This window comes from Phyllobacterium sp. CCNWLW109 (genome assembly GCF_037203905.1).
In the GTDB taxonomy this organism is placed as follows: Bacteria; Pseudomonadota; Alphaproteobacteria; order Rhizobiales; family Rhizobiaceae; genus Phyllobacterium; species Phyllobacterium ifriqiyense.
The window spans coordinates 547409-572864 of the sequence record NZ_JBBCBK010000004.1 but is presented as its reverse complement, the minus strand read 5'-3'; the positions used below and the strand labels follow the sequence as shown (position 1 = coordinate 572864).

General features: G+C 53.0%; 22 protein-coding genes. 9 read left to right on the top strand and 13 right to left on the bottom strand.

Features of this window, described 5'->3' with window-relative positions; genetic code table 11:
* Positions 1-45 precede the first annotated feature (45 nt).
* Together V9K92_RS18210 and V9K92_RS18205 are read left to right on the top strand one after the other, a co-directional pair.
* Positions 46-1074: a zinc-binding dehydrogenase gene (locus tag V9K92_RS18210; protein ID WP_337354593.1), complete on the top strand. Its 1029-nt coding sequence runs from the start codon at positions 46-48 to the stop codon at positions 1072-1074.
* A 6-nt stretch (positions 1075-1080) separates the two neighbouring features.
* Complete coding sequence (locus V9K92_RS18205) at positions 1081-2013, top strand: lipid A biosynthesis lauroyl acyltransferase (protein WP_337354592.1); 933 nt, start codon at positions 1081-1083, stop codon at positions 2011-2013.
* Positions 2014-2018: 5 nt separating this feature from the next.
* Here the strand turns inward: V9K92_RS18205 and V9K92_RS18200 are convergent, their stop codons facing one another.
* From V9K92_RS18200 to V9K92_RS18190, 3 genes are read right to left on the bottom strand one after another with little or no spacing between them, the layout of a single operon-like run.
* Complete coding sequence (locus tag V9K92_RS18200; RefSeq protein WP_337354591.1) at positions 2019-2918, bottom strand: dimethyl sulfoxide reductase anchor subunit family protein; 900 nt, start codon at positions 2916-2918, stop codon at positions 2019-2021.
* Positions 2918-3685 carry a 4Fe-4S dicluster domain-containing protein gene (locus V9K92_RS18195; RefSeq protein ID WP_336439857.1) on the bottom strand — a complete coding sequence of 256 codons (768 nt, stop codon included), beginning with the start codon at positions 3683-3685 and terminating at the stop codon, positions 2918-2920. Before V9K92_RS18195 ends, V9K92_RS18200 begins: the two co-directional genes overlap by 1 nt.
* Positions 3682-6534, bottom strand: a complete 2853-nt coding sequence (locus tag V9K92_RS18190) for a molybdopterin oxidoreductase family protein (RefSeq protein WP_337354590.1) — start codon at positions 6532-6534, stop codon at positions 3682-3684. The genes V9K92_RS18195 and V9K92_RS18190 overlap by 4 nt, the downstream gene beginning before the upstream one ends.
* Before the next feature lie 161 nt (positions 6535-6695).
* Between V9K92_RS18190 and V9K92_RS18185 the strand changes: the two genes are divergently transcribed.
* Genes V9K92_RS18185 through V9K92_RS18170 form a run of 4 tightly spaced genes read left to right on the top strand, consistent with a single transcriptional unit; the run spans position 6696 to position 11274 of the window.
* Positions 6696-7967, top strand: coding sequence for an acetylornithine deacetylase/succinyl-diaminopimelate desuccinylase family protein (locus V9K92_RS18185; protein ID WP_337354589.1), 1272 nt, complete (start codon positions 6696-6698; stop codon positions 7965-7967).
* Positions 7968-7980: 13 nt separating this feature from the next.
* Positions 7981-9462, top strand: coding sequence for an ABC transporter substrate-binding protein (locus tag V9K92_RS18180; RefSeq protein ID WP_337354588.1), 1482 nt, complete (start codon positions 7981-7983; stop codon positions 9460-9462).
* A gap of 31 nt (positions 9463-9493) precedes the next feature.
* Positions 9494-10441, top strand: a complete 948-nt coding sequence (locus V9K92_RS18175) for an ABC transporter permease (protein ID WP_337354587.1) — start codon at positions 9494-9496, stop codon at positions 10439-10441.
* Entirely contained in the window at positions 10438-11274 is an 837-nt protein-coding gene (locus V9K92_RS18170; protein WP_336439851.1) for an ABC transporter permease, read from the top strand. The genes V9K92_RS18175 and V9K92_RS18170 overlap by 4 nt, the downstream gene beginning before the upstream one ends.
* Before the next feature lie 13 nt (positions 11275-11287).
* On the opposite strand, the gene cbiB is transcribed toward V9K92_RS18170, so the two are convergent.
* The 4 genes from cbiB to cobA are packed head-to-tail and all read right to left on the bottom strand — an operon-like array spanning position 11288 to position 15442.
* A complete protein-coding gene (gene cbiB, locus V9K92_RS18165; protein ID WP_337354586.1) occupies positions 11288-12268 on the bottom strand; it encodes an adenosylcobinamide-phosphate synthase CbiB in 981 nt (326 codons plus the stop codon).
* 29 nt (positions 12269-12297) lie between these two features.
* Complete coding sequence (gene cobD / locus V9K92_RS18160) at positions 12298-13308, bottom strand: threonine-phosphate decarboxylase CobD (protein WP_337354788.1); 1011 nt, start codon at positions 13306-13308, stop codon at positions 12298-12300.
* Positions 13308-14606, bottom strand: a complete 1299-nt coding sequence (locus V9K92_RS18155) for a cobyrinate a,c-diamide synthase (RefSeq protein WP_337354585.1) — start codon at positions 14604-14606, stop codon at positions 13308-13310. The genes cobD and V9K92_RS18155 overlap by 1 nt, the downstream gene beginning before the upstream one ends.
* Entirely contained in the window at positions 14603-15442 is an 840-nt protein-coding gene (cobA, locus tag V9K92_RS18150; RefSeq protein WP_307286612.1) for a uroporphyrinogen-III C-methyltransferase, read from the bottom strand. The genes V9K92_RS18155 and cobA overlap by 4 nt, the downstream gene beginning before the upstream one ends.
* Positions 15443-15547: 105 nt before the next feature.
* On the opposite strand from cobA, the gene V9K92_RS18145 reads away from it, so the two are divergent.
* Together V9K92_RS18145 and V9K92_RS18140 are read left to right on the top strand one after the other, a co-directional pair.
* On the top strand, positions 15548-16663 hold the full coding sequence (locus V9K92_RS18145; protein WP_337354787.1) for a cobalt-precorrin-5B (C(1))-methyltransferase: 1116 nt from the start codon (positions 15548-15550) through the stop codon (positions 16661-16663).
* Positions 16656-17411, top strand: a complete 756-nt coding sequence (locus V9K92_RS18140; protein ID WP_337354584.1) for a cobalt-precorrin-6A reductase — start codon at positions 16656-16658, stop codon at positions 17409-17411. The genes V9K92_RS18145 and V9K92_RS18140 overlap by 8 nt, the downstream gene beginning before the upstream one ends.
* On the opposite strand, the gene cobM is transcribed toward V9K92_RS18140, so the two are convergent.
* From cobM to V9K92_RS18125, 3 genes are read right to left on the bottom strand one after another with little or no spacing between them, the layout of a single operon-like run.
* Positions 17397-18158, bottom strand: a complete 762-nt coding sequence (gene cobM / locus V9K92_RS18135) for a precorrin-4 C(11)-methyltransferase (protein ID WP_337354583.1) — start codon at positions 18156-18158, stop codon at positions 17397-17399. The genes V9K92_RS18140 and cobM overlap by 15 nt on opposite strands.
* 9 nt (positions 18159-18167) lie before the next feature.
* Complete coding sequence (locus V9K92_RS18130; protein ID WP_115052680.1) at positions 18168-18560, bottom strand: cobalamin biosynthesis protein; 393 nt, start codon at positions 18558-18560, stop codon at positions 18168-18170.
* Complete coding sequence (locus tag V9K92_RS18125) at positions 18560-18988, bottom strand: tellurite resistance TerB family protein (RefSeq protein ID WP_115052679.1); 429 nt, start codon at positions 18986-18988, stop codon at positions 18560-18562. Before V9K92_RS18125 ends, V9K92_RS18130 begins: the two co-directional genes overlap by 1 nt.
* 173 nt (positions 18989-19161) lie before the next feature.
* On the opposite strand from V9K92_RS18125, the gene V9K92_RS18120 reads away from it, so the two are divergent.
* Complete coding sequence (locus tag V9K92_RS18120; protein WP_337354582.1) at positions 19162-19953, top strand: TSUP family transporter; 792 nt, start codon at positions 19162-19164, stop codon at positions 19951-19953.
* Between the two features lie 40 nt (positions 19954-19993).
* On the opposite strand, the gene cobO is transcribed toward V9K92_RS18120, so the two are convergent.
* The 3 genes from cobO to cobW are packed head-to-tail and all read right to left on the bottom strand — an operon-like array spanning position 19994 to position 25454.
* Positions 19994-20632 (bottom strand): cob(I)yrinic acid a,c-diamide adenosyltransferase, encoded by a 639-nt coding sequence (gene cobO / locus V9K92_RS18115; protein WP_115052677.1) that lies wholly within the window; start codon positions 20630-20632, stop codon positions 19994-19996.
* Positions 20633-20658: 26 nt separating this feature from the next.
* Complete coding sequence (gene cobN / locus V9K92_RS18110) at positions 20659-24390, bottom strand: cobaltochelatase subunit CobN (RefSeq protein ID WP_337354581.1); 3732 nt, start codon at positions 24388-24390, stop codon at positions 20659-20661.
* Between the two features lie 11 nt (positions 24391-24401).
* Positions 24402-25454 (bottom strand): cobalamin biosynthesis protein CobW, encoded by a 1053-nt coding sequence (gene cobW, locus V9K92_RS18105; protein ID WP_115052675.1) that lies wholly within the window; start codon positions 25452-25454, stop codon positions 24402-24404.
* Positions 25455-25456: the final 2 nt, after the last annotated feature.

The window sequence follows — 25456 nt, the reverse complement described above, 5'->3', positions numbered from 1 at the left end:
ATGAGCGGCTACGTGCCTTTAGCGGCGCCACTCAAGGAAACGGATATGCGTGCACTACAGCTGATCGAAGATCGCAAACTTGAAATCGTCGACGTCGCTCCTCCGCCTCCCCCTGGCCCCGGCGAAGTCACTGTTAACATCAAAGCGGTTGCGCTCAACCACATTGATGTCTGGGGTTGGCGCGGCATGGCCTTTGCCAAGCGCAAAATGCCTTTGACAATTGGTGCGGAAGCATCCGGCATCGTGGATGCTATCGGCCCGGGCGTCAGCAATCTGCTTCCAGGACAACTGGTTTCGATCTATGGCGCACAAACCTGCGGTCTATGCCGCCCATGCCGCGAAGGTCGCGATAATCTTTGCGAGCATGTCTCCGGCGTGCACGGCTTCCATCTTGATGGCTTTGCTCAAGAGAAGGTGAATCTGAAGGCCCGGCTACTGGTCCCTGCACCTCCCGGTGTTGACGAGATTGGCGCCGCAGTTGCTCCGGTCACATTTGGGACCGTCGAGCATATGCTCTTCGACAACGCGAAGCTCGAGTCCGGCGAAACCATTCTGGTCCATGCAGGCGGATCCGGCATTGGTTCGGCTGCAATCCAGCTTGCCAAAAAGATGGGCTGTACTGTCATCACCACCGTAGGTTCCGACAACAAGATTGAAAAAGCCAAGGCGCTTGGCGCGGATCATGTCATAAATTACCGCGAGGACCGCTTTGAAGGCGTTGTCCGCAAACTGACCAAGAAGAAGGGTGTAGACGTTGTTTTCGAACATGTCGGTGCCGATACCTGGGCGGGATCCATGCTATCGCTACGACGCGGTGGACGGCTCGTGACCTGCGGCTCGACATCCGGTGTCTCTACCAGCATGAATTTGATGATGTTGTTTCAGCAACAATTGAAGCTGCTCGGTTCATTCGGTTGCCGCATGGAAAACATGGCTGATGCCATGCAGAAGATGGCGCGAGGTCTGGTTCAGCCTGTCATCGATACTGAAGTCGGCTTTGATGACATTGATACGGCCCTGAAGCGAATGGAAGGCCGGGATGTTTTTGGCAAGATCATTCTGCGCGTCAACTGATCCCTTATGAAACTTGATAGAAAGCTAGCTCTGTATCGGTGGAGCCAGAAGTTGAAATCGATCAACTACTGGCTTTCCGCAAATATTATATTCGGCATACTTTGGCTTTTGCGTCAGTTGCCCGCCAAGGCTGCGATGGATTTCATCGATGCTTCTGCGCGCAAAATCGGCCCGTTGATGGGCCGCCACCGTGTTGCAATGACCAATCTGCGCAAAGCCTATCCGGACAGACCGGAAGAAGAACTACAGCAGATCGCGCGCGACATGTGGGGAAACATGGCGCGGTTGACGGCAGAATATGTCTTCCTTGATGCAATCTTCGATTACGATCCGCACAGCGACAAGCCGGGATTGATCGAGGTACAGGGCCGCGAAATCTTTGAGCGCATCCGCGACGAAAAAGACCGGCCTCATATTTTCTTCACCGGTCACACGGGTAATTTTGAATTGCTCCCGATCTGTGCCGCAACGTTTGAACTGAACGTGACTGCCTTGTTCCGTCCACCGAATAATCCCTATGTTGCAAGGAAAATTCTGGGCGCTCGCCGTACGAATATGGGCCACCTCGTTCCATCAAAAGCGGGCGCAGCGTGGTCACTTGCCAGTGTTTTGAATGCCGATGGCAATGTGGGTATGCTGGTAGATCAAAAGTTCCATCGCGGCATTCCCACGACTTTCTTTGATCGCCCCTGTAAAACCAATCCTCTATTGGCAAAACTTGCGCGTCAATATGAGTGTGATGTCTATCCCGCACGCTGCATTCGCCTGCCGGGGGGACGCTTCCGTCTGGAATTGGAAGAGAAGATGCAACTGCCGCGCGATGAAAAAGGCGCCGTTGACCTTGCCGCCACTGCACAGGCACTGAACGACAAGGTTGAAAGCTGGGTTCGTGAATATCCCGGCCAATGGATGTGGTTCCACAAACGCTGGAACAAATAGCGCCTTTAGTAGTAATTGGTCACGGCGTGTTTTGCCTCGGCAAAAAACAACCAGCGTTCCACAAATATCCCCAATAAGTGGCTGACAGCAGCGACAGCGAGTATTAATTGCGCTGGCAGGCCGGTTCCCAACGCCATGGCAGATAGTAAAGCCACTATAGGCAATACCACGCCGCTCAACCATGAAATGATCCATAGCTTGGCAGCGTGTTTGCGGGCAACGCGAAAACCCATCTCACGTGTCAGATAATTATCGAGTGAGTGGGGCCTCTCAAACAGCCGGACCTTTCCGATAAAACCGAGCCCGGTTGCGCTTTCCGGTGTTGAGCGTGGCACGAGTGTCGCGATGCGATTGCGCCATACCATCTTGGCGATAAGCGCTGTCAATAATAACAGCACGGCCAACAGCTCGAGTATAAGCATACCGGAAAAAGTGCTTGCCAGCAGAAAGCCGCCAGCCAGTGAAAACGATATAAAACAGAGGGGCGTAAGCCTTGTGTGCCAAGAGTCTACAGTCTTCAGCGACCCATAAATCATTGACGTGCAATAGACCGTCAATAGCGAACCGAGCACACTGATCAAACCCAGAGTCGCATCATACCGATTGGCAAAAATTGCCAAACCGGCGCTTAACATAAAGGGAACAAAGGTAGCGATTGCCATGACACCTTCACGCGACAACCAACTGGAACGCCATTGGCTCAGCGCCCGCCAAGCGCGTTGTGGATTTCCTAAATGGAAAAGCGACGCGATCAAGCCTGTTGCAATGAGAGTTAGCGAGGTCAAGTAGGCTAGCTTTGTTGCAACCATGGCAGCATCGAAAAAGCCAAGGCCGAGCACAATGGCTAGGCCATAGCCCAATCCCGATAAGGTCGTGAAAATGATCATCGAAAACGCTGGATGCATCAGATTCTATCCAACGTTTTGTCGAGCCATGCAAAGAAGCCACGCGCACCTTCGGTATTTTCCGCAAGCGGAATAATCGGTGCAACATCACTCAATGAACTACGAGGACGTGGGGGCAAATATTTATTCGTCGGCCTTGTACCCTGTTCCGGCATCAGATCAAAACCACCCCGCTCTGCAACCATCATGGAGACATCGGAATTCGGGTCACCAAGATCACCAAAGTGCCGAGCATTGACCGGACAGGTTCTGACGCAGGAAGGAACACGATCCTCCTGCTTCAATGTCTCATTATAGATACGGTCAACGCAGAGCGTGCATTTCTTCATCACGCCGGCAGCCAGATCCATTTCCCGGGCACCATAGGCGCATGACCAGGCGCAAAGCCCGCAGCCAATACACTTATCCTCGTCCACCAGCACTATACCGTCTTCTGCACGCTTGTATGAGGCTCCCGTTGGGCACACCGTTACGCAAGGTGCATCTTCGCAGTGCAGGCAGGACTTGGGAAAATGTACCACACGGGCTTCACCCGCTTCGCCGATGATCAGGCCACCTTCCGGAACAACTTCAAAGCTGTGAATGCGATTGAGAAATGTGCCAGATACATCTGCGCCATAGGCATGTTGGTCAGACAAGGCGCTGCCATAACCACCCGTGTTCCACTCCTTGCAACTGATGACACAGGCATGACAACCAACGCAAACATCAAGGTCGATAACCAGACCCAGTTTTTTTGAGGCAGGGCTGTGTGGCAGACTCGTCATTTCGCCCACTCCTGCCCATAACGCACTTCTTCCGGCGGCTCCTTTTGGCTTCCAGAACGCTTTATCGCCTTGAAATGCGGCTCGCTAAACCCTTCGCCAATTTCAGCTTTCTCAATTCGTACGCGCAGATCATACCATGCCGCCTGTCCGGTAATCGGATCGGAATTAGACCAGCGCATGCCATCGGATTTCGGTGGTAGCAACTCGTGAATAAGATGGTTCAGCAAGAATCCCTTGGTGGCCTCGGGCGAATTTGGCTCAAGCGCCCAGGCTCCGCCACGCTTGCCAATTGCGTTCCATGTCCACATGGTTTTGCCATTCACGGCATCAGTACGGGCAATTTCACATTTGATCCGGCCATGATGGGAGATAATCCAAGCCCAGTCTCCATCACTCAACCCGATCTCATCGCAGATGACACCTGGCACATATAGCGGGTTTTTCGTGTGGATCTGGCGCAACCAGGCATTTTGCGAACCCCAAGAATGGTACATGGCCATCGGGCGCTGGGTAATCGCATGGTACGGAAATTCCGTCGTATCAACACCCTGTTCTTCAAACGGGCGGTACCAATCCGGCAGTGGGTAGAAACATTCCAGCAGGCGCTGCTTGTATTGCGATGGCGCAAAGGGTTTTCGAATGCCTTCTGCGGAAAGGCGGAACTTCTGCAACGTCTCCACATAGAGCTGAATCGTCACCGGCTGGGGAGTATCGAAGAAGCCCATATCGATTGCGAATTGCTGATACGCGGCATTGTGATGTTTGAAATACAATGCCTCCTGCGGAATGTGTTTTGTCCAAAAGGCTCCATTATCAATATAATTTTGAATTTGATCCTGATTGGGAGCGCCCCTGCCCTCGCTATCGGCTTGAGCGCCGCGCCAACCTGACAATGGACCAATACCCGGCTTGCGCTGGTGATTGGCGATATAATCGGCATAATCCTTGTAGAGCGCCTCACCATCCTCGTTCACAAAGCCCGGCAGCTTCAACCGAGCACCAAGGTCTATCAATACCGATTGGAAACCGCGTACATCCCGGTCAGGCTTGATGACAGGCCAGCGAATTGCATCACATACGGCCCCCGGTTCAGAAATAGGTCTGTCCAGTAGTGAGATACAGTCATGCCGTTCGAGATAAGTCGTATCGGGCAAGACAAGATCGGCATAAGCAACCATTTCCGATGAATAGGCATCGGAGTAGATAATTTTCGGAATCTTATATTCGCCGGTTGCCTCGTCACGCTCCTCCAGCATCTTGATCGTGCCACGCGTGTTCATCGACGAGTTCCAGGCCATATTAGCCATGTACAGAAACAGCACGTCAATCGGGTAAGGATCGCCCGCATGAGCATTGGCGATCACCATGTGCATCATGCCGTGGGCAGAGAGTGGCGCTTCCCACGAAAACGCCTTGTCTATCCGCTGCGGCTTGCCTTCAGCATCAACAAGCAGATCTTCCGGACCCAATGGATATCCGAGATGTGGCCCAGCCAGAGGTTTTCCCGGCGTCACATGTTCCGAACGACCATGAGGCCGGGGGTGCGCCGTAGCAGGTTTTGGATAGGGCGGCTTGTAACGATAGCCGCCAGGACAATCGATGGAACCAATGATTGTCTGCAACACATGCAAGGCGCGGGCCGATTGAAAGCCATTGGAATGAGCAGAAATGCCACGCATGGCGTGGAAGCTGACCGGTCGCCCAATCATGACCTCATGCTGCTCGCCCTTCATATCGATCCAGGGCTGCTCGACTATAATTTCTTCTTCGAAGGCTACGCGCGCAATCTCTGAAGCAAGCCCGCTAATTGTTGTCGCTGAAACCCCGGTTTCAGTTGCAACAGCTTCGGGAGCATATTTCGGATCGAGATATTTCTCCGCCATTAACCGCAGAACGCTGCGCACCTTGAGTCCATCTGCTGTCGTAAATTCAGCGTTAAGATCGGCAATATGGCCCGGCTCATCGAAACGCACGACAGCGCCTGTCTTTCGGTCTCTAATCAGCGCTTTTCCAAGATCATCGCGCAAGAACAGGCCGTGATCTTCGTGGCCCTCATTGTCGATTACCAGCCAAGGCGCATTGGTATACCGGGCAAGATAGTCCAGATCGATCTTACCCGTCCGGAACAGCTCATGGATAATGCTCAGGACAAGCAGGCCGTCTGTGCCCGGCCGGATGCCAATCCAATTATCGGCGATAGCGGAATATCCGGTGCGAACCGGATTGACCGAAACAAAGCGCGCGCCCCGCTTCTTAAGTTTTGAAATGCCAATCTTGATGGGATTGGAATCGTGATCTTCCGCCACGCCAAAGAGCACGAACAGCTTTGTTTTGTCCCAATCCGGTGCGCCAAACTCCCAAAATGCCCCGCCGATTGTATAAATGCCAGCGGCTGCCATGTTGACTGAGCAGAACCCGCCATGGGCCGCATAATTAGGCGTCCCGAAATTTTGAGCCCAAAAGCTCGTCAATGCCTGGCTTTGATCTCGGCCCGTAAAAAAAGCGAGTTTCTGCGGTGCTGTATCGCGGATTGGTTGCAGCCAATCGACCGCCAGCTTAAGCGCTTCGTCCCAACTGATTTCCCTAAATTCACCCGATCCGCGCGGTCCCGTGCGGAGCAACGGCGCACGCAATCGCGCGGGCGAATAATGCTGCATGATTCCCGCTGAGCCCTTGGCGCAAAGCACACCCTTGTTAATCGGGTGATCGCGATTGCCCTCGATGTAGCGAACTTTTCCATCCTTCAAATGGACATCAATGCCGCAGCGGCAGGCACACATATAACAAGTCGTTTTGGCAATCTCGTCACCAACCGGCTCGGACAGGGCAAGGCGTGGTTCGGAATTCATGTCGTGTTGCCCCGATCATCATCAGCTTCACATGCTGTTTTATAAGAACAATTCCAATCTACCAAACACTCAAACGACATCTCACCAGGAAAGCGGCAATTTGCCATCGTTGCGAAACTTGCCTCTTGCCAAATCGGGATACCGCCTGATTTGATAGGCGAATGGACGAAAAGCTTTCCCGCGCGATTGATAAACGAAGTGACGATCTGATCGCACTCACGCAAGAGTTGATACGCTTTCCGACGATTAATCCACCGGGCGAAGCCTACGCCCCCTGCGCAGAGTACATCGCACAACGATTGCAGAAGAGTGGTTTTGAAACGCAATTGATTCGCGCTGAAGGAACCCCTGGCGATACGGACCGGTATCCACGGACAAATGTCCTTGCGCGCTTCGATGGTCGCACTCCTGGCCAGACCGTTCATTTCAATTCGCATATTGATGTCGTAGATACTGGCAAAGGCTGGACCGTCGACCCTTTTGGAGGTGTCGTCAAGGATGGCAAAATCTACGGTCGTGGCGCATGCGACATGAAAGGCGGTCTCGCCGCTTCAATTATAGCTGCAGAAGCTTTTCTCGAAGTCTACCCTGATTTTGCTGGCGCCATAGAGATTTCAGGCACAGTGGACGAGGAGTCCGGCGGCTTTGGCGGCGTAGCCTATCTTGCTAGCAAGGGGTTCTTTTCCAAACCTCGGGTTGATCACGTGATCATTCCCGAACCACTGAACAAGGATCGTATTTGCCTTGGTCATCGCGGCGTGTGGTGGGCGGAGATCGAAACCAAGGGCGAGATCGCGCATGGCTCGATGCCATTTCTTGGTGATTGCGCAGTCAGGCATATGGGTGCAGTTCTTGATGCATTTGAGAAAGAACTTTTTCCCGCCCTCGATCGGAAAGAAACCCGGATGCCGGTGGTTCCCGAGGGCGCGCGGCGATCGACGATGAATATCAACTCGATTCATGGCGGACAGACCGATGATTTTTCGGGGCTGCCCTCGCCCAATGTTCCAGATTCATGCCGGCTTACAATCGATCGGCGCTTCCTGCTTGAGGAGGATATTGACGAGGTCAAGCGCGAGGTCACATCAATCCTGGACCGCCTTCAATGGGAACGGCCAAAGTTCCATTACAAAATTCGCGACATCATGGAAGTACAGCCCTTGATGACCGAGCGTGACGCTCCTGTCGTAACGGCAGTTGCACAGGCGATTCGCTCTGTTTTCGGCAAAGAACCGGAATATGTGATTTCGCCCGGAACATATGATCAGAAACATATTGCGCGTATCGGGCTTTTGCACGATTGCATCGCCTATGGTCCGGGCATTCTCGATCTTGCCCACCGGCCGGATGAATATGTCGGTATTGAAGATATGATCGAGTCAGCCAAAGTGATGGCTCTTGGCCTGAAAGTGCTACTGTCCGGTTCGATTTAATGGGAGACGCTGAATGAATATCTGGAAAGCATTTTTGTTCGGCACGGCAGTCGCCCTGCTCTCGGCAACCGCTTCATTTGCAGCGAAGACGGATCTCGTGCTCGGCATTGTATTGGAGCCGCCGCATCTTGATCCGACAGCCGGCGCCGCAGCGGCGATCGATGAGATCGTATATGCCAATATATTTGAGGGTTTGACGCGCATTGGCCAGAAAGGTGATGTCCTGCCCGCTTTGGCCGAAAGCTGGACCAAATCAGACGACGGCAAGGTCTATACGTTCAAGCTGCATAAGGGCGTTAAATTTCACGATGGCACGACATTTGATGCGGACGATGTGAAGTTCTCCCTCGACAGAGCTCGAGGCGACACGTCAACCAATGCCCAGAAGGGTCTCTTTGCTGCGATAGATACGGTCGAAAGCGTCGATCCGCTGACTGTCAAAGTGGCTTTGAAACAACCGAGCGGTGATTTTCTCTATAATATGGCTTGGGGCGATGCGGTTATTGTTGCGCCGGAAAGCGCCGATACCAATAAGGACAAGCCAATCGGCACCGGCCCTTTCAAATTGGAAAACTGGGCAAAGGGATCGCAGATCGTCATCGCGAAAAATCCGGACTATTGGGGAACGCCAGCAACGCTCGAAAAAGCCACGTTTCGCATTATCCCCGATCCAGCGGCAGCAACAGCGGCTCTTTTGGCGGGTGATGTGCAGGCATTTCCGGTTTTCCCCAGCTATGAAACCATTGCTCAATTTCAGGCAGATCCGCGCTTCAAGGTCGTGATCGGCACGACCGAAGGCGAAACAGTGATGGGCATGAACAATAAGAAGCCCCCCTTCGACAACGTCAAAGTGCGTCAGGCAATTGCACATGCAATTGACCGCAAGACGGTTATCGATGGAACCATGTTTGGATTTGGAACTCCGATTGGTTCATTCTTTCCACCACATCATCCGGCCTATTTGGATTTGACGGCAGAAGCCGCCTATGATCCCGAACTTGCCAAGAAGCTTTTGGCTGAAGCTGGTTATGCCGACGGCTTCAAGACAACGCTCAAATTGCCACCCCCGACCTATGCACGGCGTGGCGGCGAGATTATTGCCGCTCAACTGCGTGAGATTGGGATAGAAGCCGAAATTATCCCGGTAGAATGGGCGCAATGGCTCGACCAAGTCTTCAAGAATAAAAACTATGAGATGACAATCGTTTCTCACACCGAGCCAAACGATCTCAACATTTTTGCGCGCGATGATTACTATTTCAATTATGACAGCGCTCCGTTTAAGGAATTGATCAAGCAGATAGATGCAACTTCCGATGGACCAAAGCGCATTGAGCTTTATCAGCAGGCGCAAAAGCTGCTCGCAGCCGACGAACCCGCAGCATTTTTGTTTCAATTGCCAAAAACCGGCATATGGGACGCAAAAATCGAGGGCCTTTGGGAGAACGGACCAATTCAGGCAAATGATTTGACCGCAGTAAAATGGGCCGATTAAAGATGACTCCTGGCTTTCAAAAAGGGATGGCATGCTGAGCTACGCGTCAAAACGCGTGGTTATTGGCATCCTTACGTTGCTGGCGGCATCAATCATTGTATTTGCCGTGTTGGAAGTTGTGCCGGGTGATCCGGCGCGACTAATGCTCGGTATCAATGCTACCGAAGACGCCGTTCGAGCCTTACAAGATCAGATGGGATTTAACCGACCCCTGATTTTACGATATTTCAGTTGGCTGGGCGATTTGCTGACCGGAGATTTTGGCAAGTCTTACACCTATTCGGTTCCGGTAATTGATCTCATTAAAGAGCGGATTGCGGTTTCCCTACCTTTGGCGCTGATTTCGCTCGCTCTTTCGACAATAATAGCCATTCCGATTGGAATATTCGCAGCATCAAGGCGCGGCAGCACAGCAGACACGACTGCGATGGGAATTGCGCAAGTTGGCGTAGCAATCCCGAATTTCTGGTTTGCTCTGCTCCTCGTCTATATATTTGCAGTTATGTTACGTCTTTTGCCAGCTGGCGGGTTCGCTGGATGGGAAAACGGCTTTTGGCCGAGCATAAAGTCACTGATATTGCCATCGGTTGCCTTAGCCTTGCCTCAAGCTTCAATTCTCGCTCGGGTAACCCGATCTTCTTTGCTAGACGTTCTCGGCGAAGATTATATACGCACCGCCCGTGCCAAAGGGCTGTCACGGCGCAAAGTGCTTTATCATCATGCGTTGCGTAACGCGCTAATACCCGTCTTGACTATACTTGGCATGCAATTTTCATTTCTCCTCGCCGGTACAATCATCGTGGAGAATGTATTCTACCTGCCGGGTCTGGGGCGCTTGGTATTCCAAGCAATCACTCAACGCGACCTGATAGTGGTAGAGGGTGTCGTCATGATTCTCGTGGCTACTGTGATTGCAGTTAACGTCCTCGTTGATCTGTCCTACGCCATTGTCGACCCGCGTTTGTGGAGCCGCAAGTGAGCCGCAAATTCGAAAGTCTGATCGGCAACAGGTCATTTCTGATTGGAACGATCATCACGCTTATCGTGGCATTGATGGCTGGTCTATCGTTCTTGTGGACGCCCTACAGCGTCTCAGCGCTTGATATAGTCGCGAAGTTAAAGCCGCCATCCATTTCGCACTGGCTGGGTACAGACCATTTCGGTCGAGATATCCTGTCTATGATCATGGTCGGCAGCCGCGCTTCGATTTTCGTCGCGTTTGTTTCGGTTGCGATTGGCGCTGGTATCGGTGTCCCATTGGGACTTTGGGCTGCTGCCCGCGGCGGCATTGTCGACGAGATGCTTATGCGATTCAACGACCTCATTTTTGCTTTCCCTGCCCTTCTGTCGGCCGTCATGATCACCGCCATTTTTGGCCCTGGAGCCGTTAACGCTATCATTGCCATCGGCATCTTCAACATTCCAGTGTTCGCGCGTGTCGCGCGAGGAGCGGCGCTAGCGCTTTGGGTTCGGGAATTTGTTCTTGCCGCTCGGGCCATCGGCAAAGGTGAAGGCCGTATCACCCTCGATCACATCCTGCCGAACTTGGCCAATATCTTGATTATACAGGGCACAATCCAGTTTTCCCTCGGCATTCTTGCTGAAGCTGGGCTGTCCTATGTCGGACTCGGCGCTCAACCGCCAATGCCAAGCTGGGGCCGAATGCTGTTTGAGGCACAAACCATGATCAGCCTCGCGCCGCACATGGCCCTTTTTCCAGGACTGGCCATCATGGTGACAGTGCTCGGGCTCAATTTGCTTGGCGACGGGCTTAGAGACTTTCTCGATCCCAAATTGCGCTATATGCGCTGATAGTGCGCTTGCTCTAGAAAAACAGGCCAACAATAAAAAGGGTAAGAACTGCTATCGCGAAGATCGCTGTTGTTGTGCTGAAAACATGTAAAGCATCCTCGATATTCTCCAACCCCGCGTCCCGCCGCCCAGCACCATTCAACATTGGTTCATTTGCGATGACGCCGCCATAAATGCGCGGGCCCGCCAGCGCTACGTCGATTGCCCCCGCCATTGCCGCTTCAGGCCAGCCAGCATTTGGCGATCTATGCAAGCGAGCGTCCCGCATCATGACATCGAAAGACTGTTTGGCGGCGCGGTAACCGTAAACGACCCAAGCTGCACAAGCGATCAACAAACCAGTTAAACGCGCCGGTACCCAATTGGCAGCATCGTCCAGCTTTGCGGCAAAGCGGCCAAAATCGCGATGACGATCATTCAAATGTCCGATCATGGAGTCAGCCGTGTTCAGCATTTTGTAAGCGAATAGACCAGGCAGCCCGAGCAGTACAAACCAGAACGCCGGAGCAATAATGCCATCCGAGGTGTTTTCAGCGAGACTTTCAATGGCAGCCCGACTGATCGCGGACTCATCCAGGACGTCCGGATCGCGACCCACAATCATTGAAACAGCATGCCGTGCGCCAATCAGTCCTTCTTCGCGCAATGCTATTGCGACCCTCTCAACATGATCGCCAAGACTCTTCTGCGCCAAGAAAACAGCGACGATAATAGCTTCAATCAAACCACCAAAAGGCGGAATTGTCCGTAATGCCAGATGCACAAAGAAGCCAATGGCCGCGGAAAGCAATAAAAGTCCCAGCACAGCAAGAAAACCATCGCGCCGACGCCGCTGGTCGGAATTGCCCGGCACATTAAAGCGCTTGTCCACATAGGAAATAGCTCTGCCAAACATAACAACCGGATGCGGTATTTTTTTCCACAACCATTCGGGGTCGCCAAAATAACGATCTGCCAGCAGGGCAAGAAACAGGATCAAGAGGTTGATTTCCATTATAGATTCTATCCTGTTGAATCAAAATATCAGTTCTGGATTGCACTCAGTGCCAAGGCAAGTCGCTTATGCAACCGGCTCGCTGCCAACTCATCGAGCGGGAGTCCGAACCGTAAGTGCTGCGGCGCATTATTAAATTTCCGGGTAAAGACACGCTGCTCGCATAATGTGTCATGAAGCCGATGCGCCTCATCGAATTTGACTAGAGAAAACAGCATCGTTCCGCCAATCTCGATTAGTTGAACTTCTGAAAGAACATCTGCGAGCAATTTGCGGCGAATTTTTAATCTCGAGGTGTACTCGCTCAAAAGCTTCGCATCAGAAAACGCATGAGCTGCTATGGCAAGCGCTGGCCCGGATACGGCCCATGGTCCAAGCCTCAGTTCCAATCGCTCAGCATATGCATGGGTGGTCAAAGCAAAACCGAGACGTAGTCCGCCAAGGCCGAAGAACTTGCCAAATGATTTGAGAACAATCAGCCCATCCATGCCTGCATATGCAGCGACGCTGCATTCTGGATGGGGGTCAGCAAAGGCTTCATCCACGATGAGATATCCACCTCTGCCATGCATTTCCTTGGCAAGATTAATCAAGATTTCCGCAGGCACAATCCGACCGTCGGGATTGTTAGGATTGACCATCACAACAATCTTTGCAGATCGAGGAATTTCGCCAATTTGAGTCTGATGGGAAACATGCCATCCAGCCTGTTTGAACGAAAATTCGTGCTCTTGATATGTGGGGCCAATGATCGTGACTTCACCAACTTGCATCAATTCCGGCAATATTTGTATCAGAGCTTGAGTGCCGGGCGCAGCGACAATACCAGCCTCAGCGCGGATGCCGTAGTAGCGCCGCGCTGCGGCAATTGCCGTGGCTAACAGCTTCTGATCCGGCAATCTGTTCCAGATTTCCGGCCCAATCTCGGGCAATGGAAACAATTCCGGATTAATGCCAGTCGAAAGGTCAATCCAATCCGACGGCGCACCGCCAAACCGCGCTACAGCGCCATCAAGGGCGCCTCCATGTTCAATCTGCATCATCCAACCAAATCAATTACATGCATATAGGAACCACTGACCGAACCGACGCGCAAACCAGCATCGCCCAGATCATTGTCCAAAGCATCGCTAACATGAAACAAGCGGTGTGCCTTTCCTTCTCGCACAATGCTCGCGTAGTGAAATTCATGTCCGGTCAAGGGCGTGTGGAAAGGCGACCCTTCGACGGGCGTCAGTCGTCGATAGCCCAGATGCAGTTTGCGCTTTGCAAAGCTTGTTTCAACAGGCAATAGACCGAGCATTCTATGTGAAACTCCCGCAGCATCTTCGATGCTTTCGCCAAGCACCATATAGCCACCGCACTCACCATAGATTGGGATGGTTTTGGCCGCTGCCTGCTTCATCCCTTCGGCAAAGTGGCTGGCTGTGGCTAACTTACCCGCATAAAGCTCGGGATAGCCGCCAGGCAAATAAATCGCATCACTGTCCGCGGCAGGGACCTTATCGGCAAGCGGAGAAAAGAAGCTGATTTCAGCACCACGCCTGCGCCAACCATCCAGCAAATGAAAATAGGAGAACGCAAAAGCATTGTCCTGCGCCACCGCTATTCTCTGCCCCAGCGGAGGAACGCGCTTGACATTAGCCATTGATTCCAATGGGCCATATCGTCCCGCAATGTCGAGAATGCTTTGGATATCAATCCGTTCGGAGACCATCAAACCAGCATTTTCAAGGAAATTGTCGAGATCGCGGTGCTCGCCTGCTTGCACTAAGCCAAGATGTCTTTCCGGCAGCTGCAATTGTTCGCTTTTGGGTAATGATCCCAATATGGGAATCCCGACCGGCTGCAATGCAGAACGCAGCATCATTTCATGACGCGCACTGCCAACGCGGTTAAGAATAAGTCCTGCAATCATGACATCTCGCCGGAAATCACGAAACCCACTGACAAGTGCGGCAATTGAATGCGATTGGCGGGCACAATCGACAACCAGAATAATGGGCAGGGATAAATGTTTGGCCAGCTCAGCGGCAGAGCCCTTGCCATCCAAAGCGCCGTCAAACAGCCCCATCATGCCCTCAACGATCAACGTCTTGTCGCCTTCTGCGTGCCTGGAGGCTAGCGCACTGATGAGGTCGGGCCGCATGGCCCAAGGATCAAGATTGACACAAGGCGCGCCAGCGGCAACCGCATGATAGGCAGGGTCAATATAATCCGGACCTGCTTTTGCGGGAGCAATATTAACGCCCAAATTGCGCAATGCCCGCAAAAGGCCAAGCGTAACCGTTGTCTTTCCGCTACCTGATGAGGGCGCGGCAATCAGGAAACCTTTCATCCGGCATCCTTCGCGCGCCGCGTACCGAGCGGGTCGTTTGTCAGGACGCGACCTTCAAGCGCGCCTAGCCAGTCCAACGCACCACGCAGTCGAACGACCTGCCCAACGACCACTATGGCCGGAGGCTTGAGATCAGCAGCCTCCACATCAGACTCTGCTTTCTCCAGCGTTGTTTCAAGCACCTGCTGATGAGCGGTGGTGGCATTGCAGACGAATGCGACAGGTTCGTCAGAGGGGCGGCCCGCCTCCATCAAGCGCGAAGCTATAAGACCAATATGTTTCATCGCCATGTACATGACGATAACGGCAGAGCCCTGTGCAATGCTCTTCCAGTCCATCGAATCGGGAACAAGGCCAGTGGCATCGTGCCCTGTCAAAAAGGTAACGCTTTGATTGGTTTCGCGATGGGTAACGGGAATACCGGCATAGGCCAGTCCGCCAATGCCAGCAGTTATGCCGGGAACAATCCGGAACGGCACGTCATGTTCGACAAGGGTAAGTGCCTCCTCGCCGCCTCTGCCGAATACAAATGGATCGCCACCCTTCAGGCGGAGCACCCGCTTGCCCGCACGGGCGAGCTCAACGAGCCGAAGAGAGATATCCCGTTGCTGCGGTGAAGGTTTACCACCGCGCTTGCCGGCATATTCCAAAACAGCGGACGGGCCAGCAAATGAGAGACATTCTTCGTTCACCAGCGCGTCATAGACAATCACGTCGGCCTGCTCCAGAGCATTGACTGCATGCAACGTCAAAAGTCCTGGATCACCGGGTCCGGCTCCAACAAGCCAGACATGTCCAATCTCAAATTTCGGCAGCTTATTCCGCTTTGCGCGCATCATTTAACCTCGTTCATCTGCGCATAGCACAATTTTTCTGTCTGCAAGAATGCACCTGTCGGAAAAATCATGCAACGATTGCACAAGCTGGTCTATAAGGTTGGAATGAATAACGAGCCTGAGACCGCCTTGCGCAAACCACACGAACCCGGCGGAGGCCCCTTGCGCCGCGGCTGGACAACCGGGGCATGCGCAACTGCAGCAACCAAAGCAGCATTGCTCGCGCTGATCACGGGTGAATTTCCTGATCCGGTGGCAATCATTTTGCCTAAAGGCGAAGTTCCACACTTCCAGCTTGCCATAGAATCGATTGGTGAAGGCTACGCAATGGCTGGAATTGTAAAAGATGCGGGAGACGACCCTGATGTTACACATGGTGCAACCATAATCTCCACGGTGTTCCCGGCTCCGCCGGGAAGCGGCATTCAGTTTGCCGCTGGCGAAGGTGTTGGCACAGTTACACTGCCCGGCCTTCCCATTCCTCCCGGGCAAGCCGCTATAAATCCGGTGCCCCGCGAGATGATGACAAAGATATGCGAAGAAATATGCGCAGAATATGATTTGCCAGCGGATCTGCTAATCGCAATATCGGTTCCGGACGGCGAAGAACTGGCCAAGCAGACATGGAACCCCCGCCTCGGAATTGTTGGCGGTATTTCCATCTTGGGGACAACCGGAATTGTTTACCCGTTTTCTTGCGCTGCCTGGATACATTCCATTCATCGTGGCATTGATGTTTCTCGTGCAGCAGGACTGAAACACGTTCTTGCCGCAACAGGATCCACGTCAGAGGACGCTGCTCAGGCAATATACAATCTGCCTGAGATTGCACTTCTCGATATGGGGGACTTTGCCGGAGGATTGCTCAAATATCTGCGTGTACACCCAATTGACAGGCTCACAATTGCGGGCGGATTTGCGAAACTGACCAAGCTTGCGCAAGGCGCTCTCGATCTTCATTCAGGTCGCAGCCAGGTGGATATGACCTTTCTGGCAGACGAGGCGGAAAACCTCGGGCTAGACCCAGCCGAGAGAAACCGGATTCTAAATGCGAATACGGCCCAGGAAGTGCTTGAAATAACTCAAGAGCTTGGGTTTGACCTTGCACACGCAATTGCCATCAAGGCGAAACAGACCGCAATTGATACACTGAAGGGTGCCCCTGTCGACGTGGAGGTTATTGTGACTGACCGCAAAGGGACTGTACTCGCCCGTGTCTGAAACAACAATTCTCATTCTGGGTGGCACGGCGGAAGCAGTTAAACTCGCATCACGTTTGCAAGCACCGCATCTGCGCGTGATTTCATCACTAGCCGGTCGGACCCTCGCGCCTGCAAAAATTGCGGGCGAAATCCGCGTTGGCGGCTTTGGCGGACCTCAAGGGTTGGCAGACTATCTCAAGGCCGAAAACGTCAAGCTGTTAATTGACGCGACCCACCCTTTTGCCACGCAAATATCGGATAATGCTATTTTTGCCAGCACAACTGTAAATCCGATCGCATTTGTAAGACTGGAACGTCCTGCATGGCTTAAGAAACCTGGCGACAAGTGGGTTGTGGTCGATACATTGACGCAGGCGGCAGATGCTATTCCATCAAAGGCACGGGTGCTGCTGGCGCTTGGCAAACAACATATCGCAACATTCTCCAAGCGAAACAGCGTGCACTTCGTGGTTCGCATGATCGACCCGCCTGAAGCACCGCTTGATCTTGTCGACTTCGAGCTGGAATTGTCTAAACCGGGGACCGTTGAAAGCGAGGCCAGCCTTCTTATCGCCAAGCGGATCACCCACATCGTCTGCCGCAATTCGGGCGGCAAGGCCTCCTATGCCAAAATCACGGCGGCCCGCGATCTGGGTATTCCTGTCATCATGCTTGAACGACCGCGTCGCCCAGAAATCCGCATATTGCCCGACGTGGAGAGCGTTATCGGTTTTGTCAGGGAGACATTGAATTCACTTGGAACCTGAACGCAATGTGTGGCTGTGGCTCTTATGGTAAAGCGCTGAATCTCTGAAGCCGTCGGCGGATAATCCCCGCCCGACAAAGATCATCGCGGAGCGCATCAAACCAGAATCGGCAACCTTTTCGGCGATATCTGCAAGTGTTCCGTGAAGAAATTGTTCATCCGGCCAACCCACACGATAGGCGATAATGACGGGACAATCATCGCCATAAAGCGGGGAAAGCTCTTCCTCAATGCGTTTCAAATTACGGATCGACAAATGGATCACCATGGTGGCACCGGATTTGCCTAAAGTCGCAAGCTCCTCTCCTGCTGGCATGGCGGACGATTTCATCGAAGTCCGGGTGAGGATAATGGTTTGACACACCTCAGGAACGGTAAGTTCCTTTTTAAGCGCGGCAGCTGCTGCAGCAAAGGCAGGCACGCCCGGCGTTACGTCATACTCAATACCCAGCGCATCCAGCCGTCGCATTTGCTCGGCAACCGCTCCATAAATCGATGGGTCGCCGGAATGGACACGCGCTACGTCCTTGCCCTCCGCATGCGCCAACTCAAACTCTGCAATAATTTCATCGAGATTGAGCGAAGACGTGTCGACCACGCGCGCGCCTTCCGGCACCTCCGCAACCATTTCCGGCGGGACGAGTGAGCCTGCATATAGACAAACAGGGCAAGATTGAATCAGCTTCAATCCCCGCACTGTGATAAGGTCCGGGGCACCGGGGCCCGCTCCAATAAAATGAACAATCATGATAATTCGCTATGGGATTGCGTTGTAAACTGCAAGTGCCGCGGTGGCGTGAGCTGATTTTGTCTTGCCAACTATTAGCTGCGCTTTGGATCCCGCACCCGCCAGCGCGGCAGCTTCAGCGACGCCGTGACAACCCACAAGCGCGAAAACCTGCGCAGACGGATTGAGCAAGCGCGGCGTTTCCACTTCCAACCTGGCGGCATCAAATGCGTATAAAGGAACTGCTAGGCGGGTGGCGACATAGACAATCGCTGGCTCGTTCATCCGCTGATCGATAGTGAATAGACCGGCTAGCCGCGAAATATCGCGTCCGGCGGTGGTTATAACGTGTTCTGCTAGAGCAAGCAGCTCGGCAGGATCACACCCGCGCTCACACCCAAGCCCAAGAGTATAGGTTTCCATTAATGAGACTTATGCAGCTCTTCCGGAGTTACGCCCAACATTTCCGCAGTCTTGCGGATAAGATTGGCTTCTTTGGGATCAAGCTCATTATCCGCATTTGCGATCGTAAGAAGATGGCGCAGCAGTTGCACCTTGCGTTCAAAAGGAACATCCGCAAAGGCCAGCGCCGCTTGGCTGCTGGTGGTCTCATAACCAAAGTCCTTGAGGTATTCAGCAACTTCTCCGAATTCGTCGGGCGAAATACCAAAATCGGTCGATGCTATCCGCATGATCGCAGCATACTCAGCCTTTTCAGTTTTTCCATCCGCCAACGCCACATGCAAAAGCAGCAAAAGTTCGGCTGTGAGCACCGGATCATCCGCTACCTTCTGCACCGCGCTCTTTGTGCCCAGAAACGCTGTGATCCGATCAAAAATGCTCTCGCTCATTATACCCCCGAAATGATTTGACGTAATTGATTGCAGCGCAACCCAGCAAATTCAAGTGCGTAAACAACACAGCGGGCGCCTAATCGCATCAAGCCCTATAACTGTCCCGCAAAACCGCTCGCCAAACGCGAAAATCCAACTATTGTCCGCCTCGTTCAAACGAGTCTCCCGCCATGTCCGCCTTTTTCGACAATGTTCATTTGATTTTGATCGCTGCCGCCTTTGCGGCAGGCTTCATAGACTCGATTGCGGGAGGAGGCGGATTGGTGACAGTACCTGCGCTATTGCTGGCCGGTATGTCACCAATAGAATCGCTCGGGACCAACAAGTTGCAATCGCTTTTTGGTTCGGCCTCCGCAACCGTGGCATACGCGCAAAAGGGCCATGTCGATTTGAAAAAGCAGCTGCCGTCAGCCTTGATGGCAGCGCTTGGAGCGGTTGGGGGTGCTCTGCTGGCCGGGTTCTTGCCCGGAGACGTGCTGCGCGCGTTTTTGCCATTGTTGCTAATAGCAATCGCGCTTTACTTTGCTGTCAAACCCAATATGGGCGATGTGGACAGGGCGCAGCGCCTTACACCCTTTATTTTTGGCCTTTGCATCGTTCCCTTGATCGGCTTCTATGATGGGCTTTTCGGGCCCGGCACGGGCTCGTTCTTCATGCTTTCTTTCGTTTCCCTTGCAGGTTTTGGCCTGTTGAAAGCCACTGCTCACACGAAACTGCTGAACTTCTCGTCAAATCTTGGCGGATTCATAACATTCGCATTTCTTGGCGCAATCAACTGGAAAATCGGTTTATTGATGGGAGTGGCGCAGTTCATTGGTGCACGCATTGGCGCTGGCATGGCTATGAAAAATGGCGCGAAAATCATCAAGCCGCTTCTCATCATCGTATGTCTGGCCTTGGCAACCAAGCTTCTGCTTGACAGCGACAATCCAGTCCGTGTGTGGCTGTCGGACTTGTTCTAAAGTCCGACTTCAAGCGGCAATACCAGCCAGCCTTACATCATCAGAACTCGATACCCTTCTGTGCTTTGATGCCCGCACGGAAAGGATGTTTGATCATTTCCATTTCCGTCACAAGGTCGGCAAACTCGATTAGCTCATCCTTGGCATTACGACCTGTGATAATGACATGTTTCATGTGCGGCTTCTGTTTCAAGACGTCAATGATTTCATCGACGGGCAGATAATCATATCGAAGCGCGATATTCAGTTCGTCACAAAGCACCAACTCAGTTTCGTCATCCAATATCATCGCCTTTGCCTGCTCCCACGCATTGCGCGCCATCGCAATGTCACGTGCACGGTCCTGCGTTTCCCAGGTAAACCCCTCGCCCATGGCAGAAATCGTCACTTGCTCCGGAAACTTTTCGAGAACCCAGCGCTCACCCGTATCCCACGAGCCTTTAACGAACTGAATGACGCCGACTTTCATGCCGTGCCCCAATGCGCGGAAGACAACACCGAAACCGGCAGTGGACTTGCCTTTGCCTTTGCCCGTATTGACAATGACCAAGCCCTTCTCGTCCGTTTTCGTGGCCTGTATCTTGTCGCGAACGGCCTTTTTCTTACGCATCTTGTCTGCGTGCCGTTCGTTGATTTCCTCTTCGGTCAGATTCTGTAATTTTTGTGATTTTTCAGCCATTTGGCGTGTCCTTCCGAATCATAATCTCAAGCAGCAAGCTTACTCAGTTCAAATCGTGCCGAATTGGAACGTGGCGACCAGAAACCACGATTCACGGCAGCTTCCAGTTTCTCGGCGATATCACGCAGCGCATGGGGGTTTTTCTCAGCAAGAAAAGCCCTCACATCGTCATCCACCAGAAATGCCTGATAGACTGCCTCAAAATGGTGATCGCCCACAGCCCCTGTCGTAGCGGCAAAAGCAAACAGGTAATCAACTGTGGCAGCCATTTCAAAAGCGCCCTTGTAGCCATGACGCATGACACCCGCAATCCATTTGGGGTTTGTCACGCGCCCACGCACAGTGCGTGCAATCTCTTCTTCCAGTGTACGGATGACTGGTTTTTCAGGGCGCGAATGATCATTGTGGTAGATCGTGGTCCGCTCGCCCGACACAAGCTCCACCGCAGCCGACATACCACCTTCAAACTGGTAATACTCGTCTGAATCAAGCAAATCATGTTCCCGATTGTCCTGATTTTGAACAACGGCATTTACCGTCCGCAATCGTTCTTCGAGAAGGCCACGCTCTGGCTTGCCCTCTTCGCCTGCACCATAGGCGTAGCCGCCCCAGACCAGCCACGCTTCGGCCAAATCATCGCGCTTCGCCCAATCATTCTCATCCATAAGCGCTTGCAGCCCCGCGCCATAAGCACCCGGCTTTGAGCCAAAAACACGGAATCCCGCGCGTTGTTTGGCAAGCTTTTCGTCGGCACCTTCGGCAATCAACCGCGCCTGTTCACTATGCATGCGCGCAGCAATAGGATTGTCCTGCTCGTCTTCGTCCAATGCTCCCACCGCACGAACGGCAGTATCAAATAATGCAATTTGATCAGGAAAAGCATCCCGGAAAAAGCCGGAAATACGCAAGGTTATATCCACGCGCGGACGCCCCAGCAAAGCAATCGGAATGATTTCATATCCAGTAACCCGGCGGGATGCCATGTCCCATACGGGTTTGACTCCAATCAGCGCCAGTGCCTGCGCAATATCATCTCCGCCAGTGCGCATATTCGACGTGCCCCAAGCGGTTAGACCAAATGATGTCGGCCATTCGCCATGATCTTGCGTATATCGGCGGATCAAAAGCTCGGCAGATTTTTGTCCCAATTCCCATGCGGCGGGTGTCGGCACAGCGCGCGTATCAATGGAAAAAAAGTTGCGGCCTGTTGGCAAAACGTCCGGCCGTCCGCGTGTTGGTGCTCCCGAAGGTCCCGGTGCTACAAAACGTCCGTCAAGTGCCGTCAAAAGTGCATTAATTTCTGCGTCGCCACATGCTGAAACAGCCGGATGCAGATTGTCGCGGATACCTTCCAGCACCGCCGTAGTCGCAACCCAATCTTCGGGGCATTCAATTTCACCCGCCACCAGCTTGGCCGCGAGGATTTCAATGCGCTCGACCGTGTCTCCGGCGATACGCCAAGACGCATCGGAAAGAGTTCTCAGGCCTCGCGGGCGCAAACCTTCCCATGGCGCGGCCATGTCACAATCAAGCGGGTCAAAGCCATCGAGTTTGAGATCCAAAGCAATCGCACGTTGCAGACTTTGATCAGATCCATGCCCCGAACCGCGGGGTACACGCGCCAAAGCCACAACCAAATCGGTTAACAGGCTGCCTTTGGGGGATTGCCCGAAAATATGCAATCCATCGCGAATCTGCATTTCCTTGAGATCACAGAGATAGGCATCAAGTTTTTGCAGAGCGAGATCATCTGGATCATGGTCATGAATGCCGGCATCCGTGTCGAGGCCAATATCGCGCACGAGATCGAGAATTTGTCCCTTTAGACGCACAAGACGACGCGGATCAACGCCCGAGGCTTCGTAATATTCGTCAACAAGCGCCTCGAGATCCTTTAACGGCCCATAGCTTTCAGCACGGGTCAGTGGCGGCGTCAGATGATCGATAATAACTGCCGATGAACGGCGTTTAGCCTGCGTACCCTCACCTGGGTCATTGACGATAAAAGGATAGATATGGGGAACAGGGCCTAAAACCGCCTCTGGATAGCATTCTTCGGATAGCGCGAGGGATTTGCCCGGCAGCCACTCCAGATTACCATGCTTGCCAACATGTACAATGGCATGGGCACCATACACGCTCCGCAGATAGGCATAGAATGCGATATAACCATGCGGCGGCACGAGATCAGGCGAATGGTAAGTCTCTTTCGGGTCAATATTATAACCACGAGCCGGCTGAATGCCGACAAGAGTTTCGCCGTATCTCGTCAAAGGCAGCGCAAATAGGCTATCGCCTGCAATGAAATACGGGTCGGCTTCTGGTTTGCCCCAACGCTCGACTACTGCAGCCTGAATCGATTGAGGAAGAGTATCGAAGAAGTCCTTGTATTCTCGCAGAGAAATCGTTTCGCGCACCTCGCGCCCATCATTCGCGGAATTGGTTGGTCCCGCCATCAAATGATTAATCAGAGCATCGCCATCGGCAGGAATATCGGCGACCGGATAGCCCTGCTCGCGCATTTTATTGAGTATATGCCGCGTTGCAGCTGGCGTATCCAAGCCGACGCCATTGCCAAGGCGGCCATCGCGATTTGGATAGTTCGCCATGATCAATGCCGTCAAACGCTTGGCAGGCTTTGTGGCGCGAAGACGAGCCCAGCCAGCAGCCAATGCTGCAACGAACTCAACCCGATCGGCCAAAGGCTCATGCGTAACAATATTTGCTTGAACCGCCTCATCATAATGGCGTGCGGATTTGAACGACACCGCGCGCGATAAAACCCGACCATCTATCTCGGGCAGTGCAACATTCATCGCCAGATCGCGCGCTGAAAGCCCCTGATCAGAATTGCACCATTGATCGACACTTGAGCCTGAGAAGATGACTTGCAGCACCATAGCATCGTCATGCTCAAGCACGGTGGGCTTACGCGACGCGCCGGGCACCGAAACCGCAAATCCAGTTGCATTCAGGACCACTGCTGGCGCGGCTTCATTAAAAATACCTGTCAGTGTTGCAACTGAGACTGGATCTTTCAGGCTGGAAACGAAAACCGGCAAGGGGTTAAGGCCCTTTGCCTTCAGCGCACTAACCAGTGCTTCCACGGGTTGCATTTGTCCGCTTTGCACCAGTGCCCTGTAAAAGCAGATAGCAACAATTGGAGCATCCGCCACCCAGTGTTTGCGCAATTCGGTTAGCGATGGAGCCGAGCTCCCCGGCCACCAAAGGCCCGCCTTTAATAATGGTGCAGCCTCTTGCGGCTTGTCACCACCATGGATCATGGCCGCACAATAGTCGAGGAAGTATTGCGCGTTCTGCGCTCCACCTTCCAGCAAGTAATGCCAAAGAGCGTCGCGATCCTGACGCGTAACCGTCGAAAACCGGTCCAGACCCGGGTCGGGCTTGTCATCACCCGGCAGAACCGCCAAATGAACCTTATGATTTACAGCGCAGGCGTGGAGCGCTTCCAACCCGTAAGGCCAATAGCTTTCGCCGCCGATAATCCTGACAACGATAAGTTTGGAATATTGGGCTGTCCGCTCGATATAGGCATCGACGGACATGGGATGCGCAAGCGCCATCATATTTGCCAAGCGTAACGACAAGCCATTACCAGCTTGCCGTTGGGCCATACCAAGGCTCGCAAGTTCTGTATCGGCAGCAGAAAGAAACAGCACATCTCCCGGTGTCTGGCCGAGATCAATTGCCTCGGTGCCTTCAGCAATCGTTCCTTTTTGAGCCAGCAGAAGATGCATTCAATTTCCGATCAGGCTGCAGCAGCATTAACAGCTGATGTAATGGCTGCTGAATCAATATCGTGCAGGCCAATAACAACGAGCCTTGTCTGGCGTTCTTCGCCCGGATTCCAGCTACGATCAAAATAATGCTCGATGCGTGATCCGACGGCTTGAATGACCAGGCGCATAGGCTTGCCGGGTACATCAACGAAACCTTTGAGCCGCAGGACATCATGATCGACGATCACATGCTTCAACTTCTCAACAAATGATTTGGGCTCTGCAACCGGCCCAAGCCCAACGACAAAGCTTTCAAATTCATCGTGATCGTGCTCTTCGCCTGCCTCATGTTCCATCTCGTGATGGGACTTGCGGTTCGCAATATCCTCTTCGGTGCCAATACCAAGTCCAAGTAGGAGTTGATTGCTAAGCTTGCCAAAGCTAGCCGAAACCATGTTAAGTGAACGCGATGAGCGGCTCTGCACGTCACTCTTGACCCCGGCAAGTTGAGCTTCGTCAATAAGATCGGTCTTATTCAGAACAATAAGATCGGCGGCGCGAATTTGATCCTCGAACAGCTCTTCCAGCGGGCTGTCGTGATCAAGTGACTCGTCCTGCTCGCGCTGAGCATCAACCTTATCGTGATCATCTGCAAAACGGCCTTCCGACACGGCGGCAGCATCAATAACGGTAACAACGCCATCAACGGTTACCTGTGTCTTGATTTCCGGCCAGTTAAAAGCGGCAACCAGCGGCTGTGGAAGAGCAAGACCGGACGTTTCAATGACAATGTGATCAAAGCGATCAGGTCGATCCAGAAGCTTGGTCATGGTGGGAATGAAATCATCAGCCACGGTGCAGCAAATGCAGCCATTGTTAAGTTCGATCATATCTTCGTCGCGGCACGCTTCGATACCGCAGCCTTTGAGCAAATTCCCGTCAACGCCAAGATCACCAAATTCGTTGATGATCAGCGCGATGCGCTTGCCATTGGCATTTTCGAGCAGATTTCGGATCATGGTAGTCTTGCCCGAACCGAGAAAGCCAGTGATGACCGTTGCCGGAATCTTGTGACCCTGCATTT

Excerpts from the sequence above, each read along its gene's own strand:
- V9K92_RS18210 (WP_337354593.1), top strand. The coding sequence starts at position 46 with ATGCGTGCACTACAGCTGATCGAAGATCGCAAACTTGAAATCGTCGAC.
- V9K92_RS18205 (WP_337354592.1), top strand. The coding sequence starts at position 1,081 with ATGAAACTTGATAGAAAGCTAGCTCTGTATCGGTGGAGCCAGAAGTTG.
- V9K92_RS18200 (WP_337354591.1), bottom strand. The coding sequence starts at position 2,918 with ATGCATCCAGCGTTTTCGATGATCATTTTCACGACCTTATCGGGATTG.
- V9K92_RS18195 (WP_336439857.1), bottom strand. The coding sequence starts at position 3,685 with ATGACGAGTCTGCCACACAGCCCTGCCTCAAAAAAACTGGGTCTGGTT.
- V9K92_RS18190 (WP_337354590.1), bottom strand. The coding sequence starts at position 6,534 with ATGAATTCCGAACCACGCCTTGCCCTGTCCGAGCCGGTTGGTGACGAG.
- V9K92_RS18185 (WP_337354589.1), top strand. The coding sequence starts at position 6,696 with ATGGACGAAAAGCTTTCCCGCGCGATTGATAAACGAAGTGACGATCTG.
- V9K92_RS18180 (WP_337354588.1), top strand. The coding sequence starts at position 7,981 with ATGAATATCTGGAAAGCATTTTTGTTCGGCACGGCAGTCGCCCTGCTC.
- V9K92_RS18175 (WP_337354587.1), top strand. The coding sequence starts at position 9,494 with ATGCTGAGCTACGCGTCAAAACGCGTGGTTATTGGCATCCTTACGTTG.
- cbiB (WP_337354586.1), bottom strand. The coding sequence starts at position 12,268 with ATGGAAATCAACCTCTTGATCCTGTTTCTTGCCCTGCTGGCAGATCGT.
- cobD (WP_337354788.1), bottom strand. The coding sequence starts at position 13,308 with ATGCAGATTGAACATGGAGGCGCCCTTGATGGCGCTGTAGCGCGGTTT.
- V9K92_RS18155 (WP_337354585.1), bottom strand. The coding sequence starts at position 14,606 with ATGAAAGGTTTCCTGATTGCCGCGCCCTCATCAGGTAGCGGAAAGACA.
- cobA (WP_307286612.1), bottom strand. The coding sequence starts at position 15,442 with ATGCGCGCAAAGCGGAATAAGCTGCCGAAATTTGAGATTGGACATGTC.
- V9K92_RS18145 (WP_337354787.1), top strand. The coding sequence starts at position 15,548 with ATGAATAACGAGCCTGAGACCGCCTTGCGCAAACCACACGAACCCGGC.
- cobM (WP_337354583.1), bottom strand. The coding sequence starts at position 18,158 with ATGATTGTTCATTTTATTGGAGCGGGCCCCGGTGCCCCGGACCTTATC.
- V9K92_RS18130 (WP_115052680.1), bottom strand. The coding sequence starts at position 18,560 with ATGGAAACCTATACTCTTGGGCTTGGGTGTGAGCGCGGGTGTGATCCT.
- V9K92_RS18125 (WP_115052679.1), bottom strand. The coding sequence starts at position 18,988 with ATGAGCGAGAGCATTTTTGATCGGATCACAGCGTTTCTGGGCACAAAG.
- V9K92_RS18120 (WP_337354582.1), top strand. The coding sequence starts at position 19,162 with ATGTCCGCCTTTTTCGACAATGTTCATTTGATTTTGATCGCTGCCGCC.
- cobO (WP_115052677.1), bottom strand. The coding sequence starts at position 20,632 with ATGGCTGAAAAATCACAAAAATTACAGAATCTGACCGAAGAGGAAATC.
- cobN (WP_337354581.1), bottom strand. The coding sequence starts at position 24,390 with ATGCATCTTCTGCTGGCTCAAAAAGGAACGATTGCTGAAGGCACCGAG.
- cobW (WP_115052675.1), bottom strand. The coding sequence starts at position 25,454 with ATGCAGGGTCACAAGATTCCGGCAACGGTCATCACTGGCTTTCTCGGT.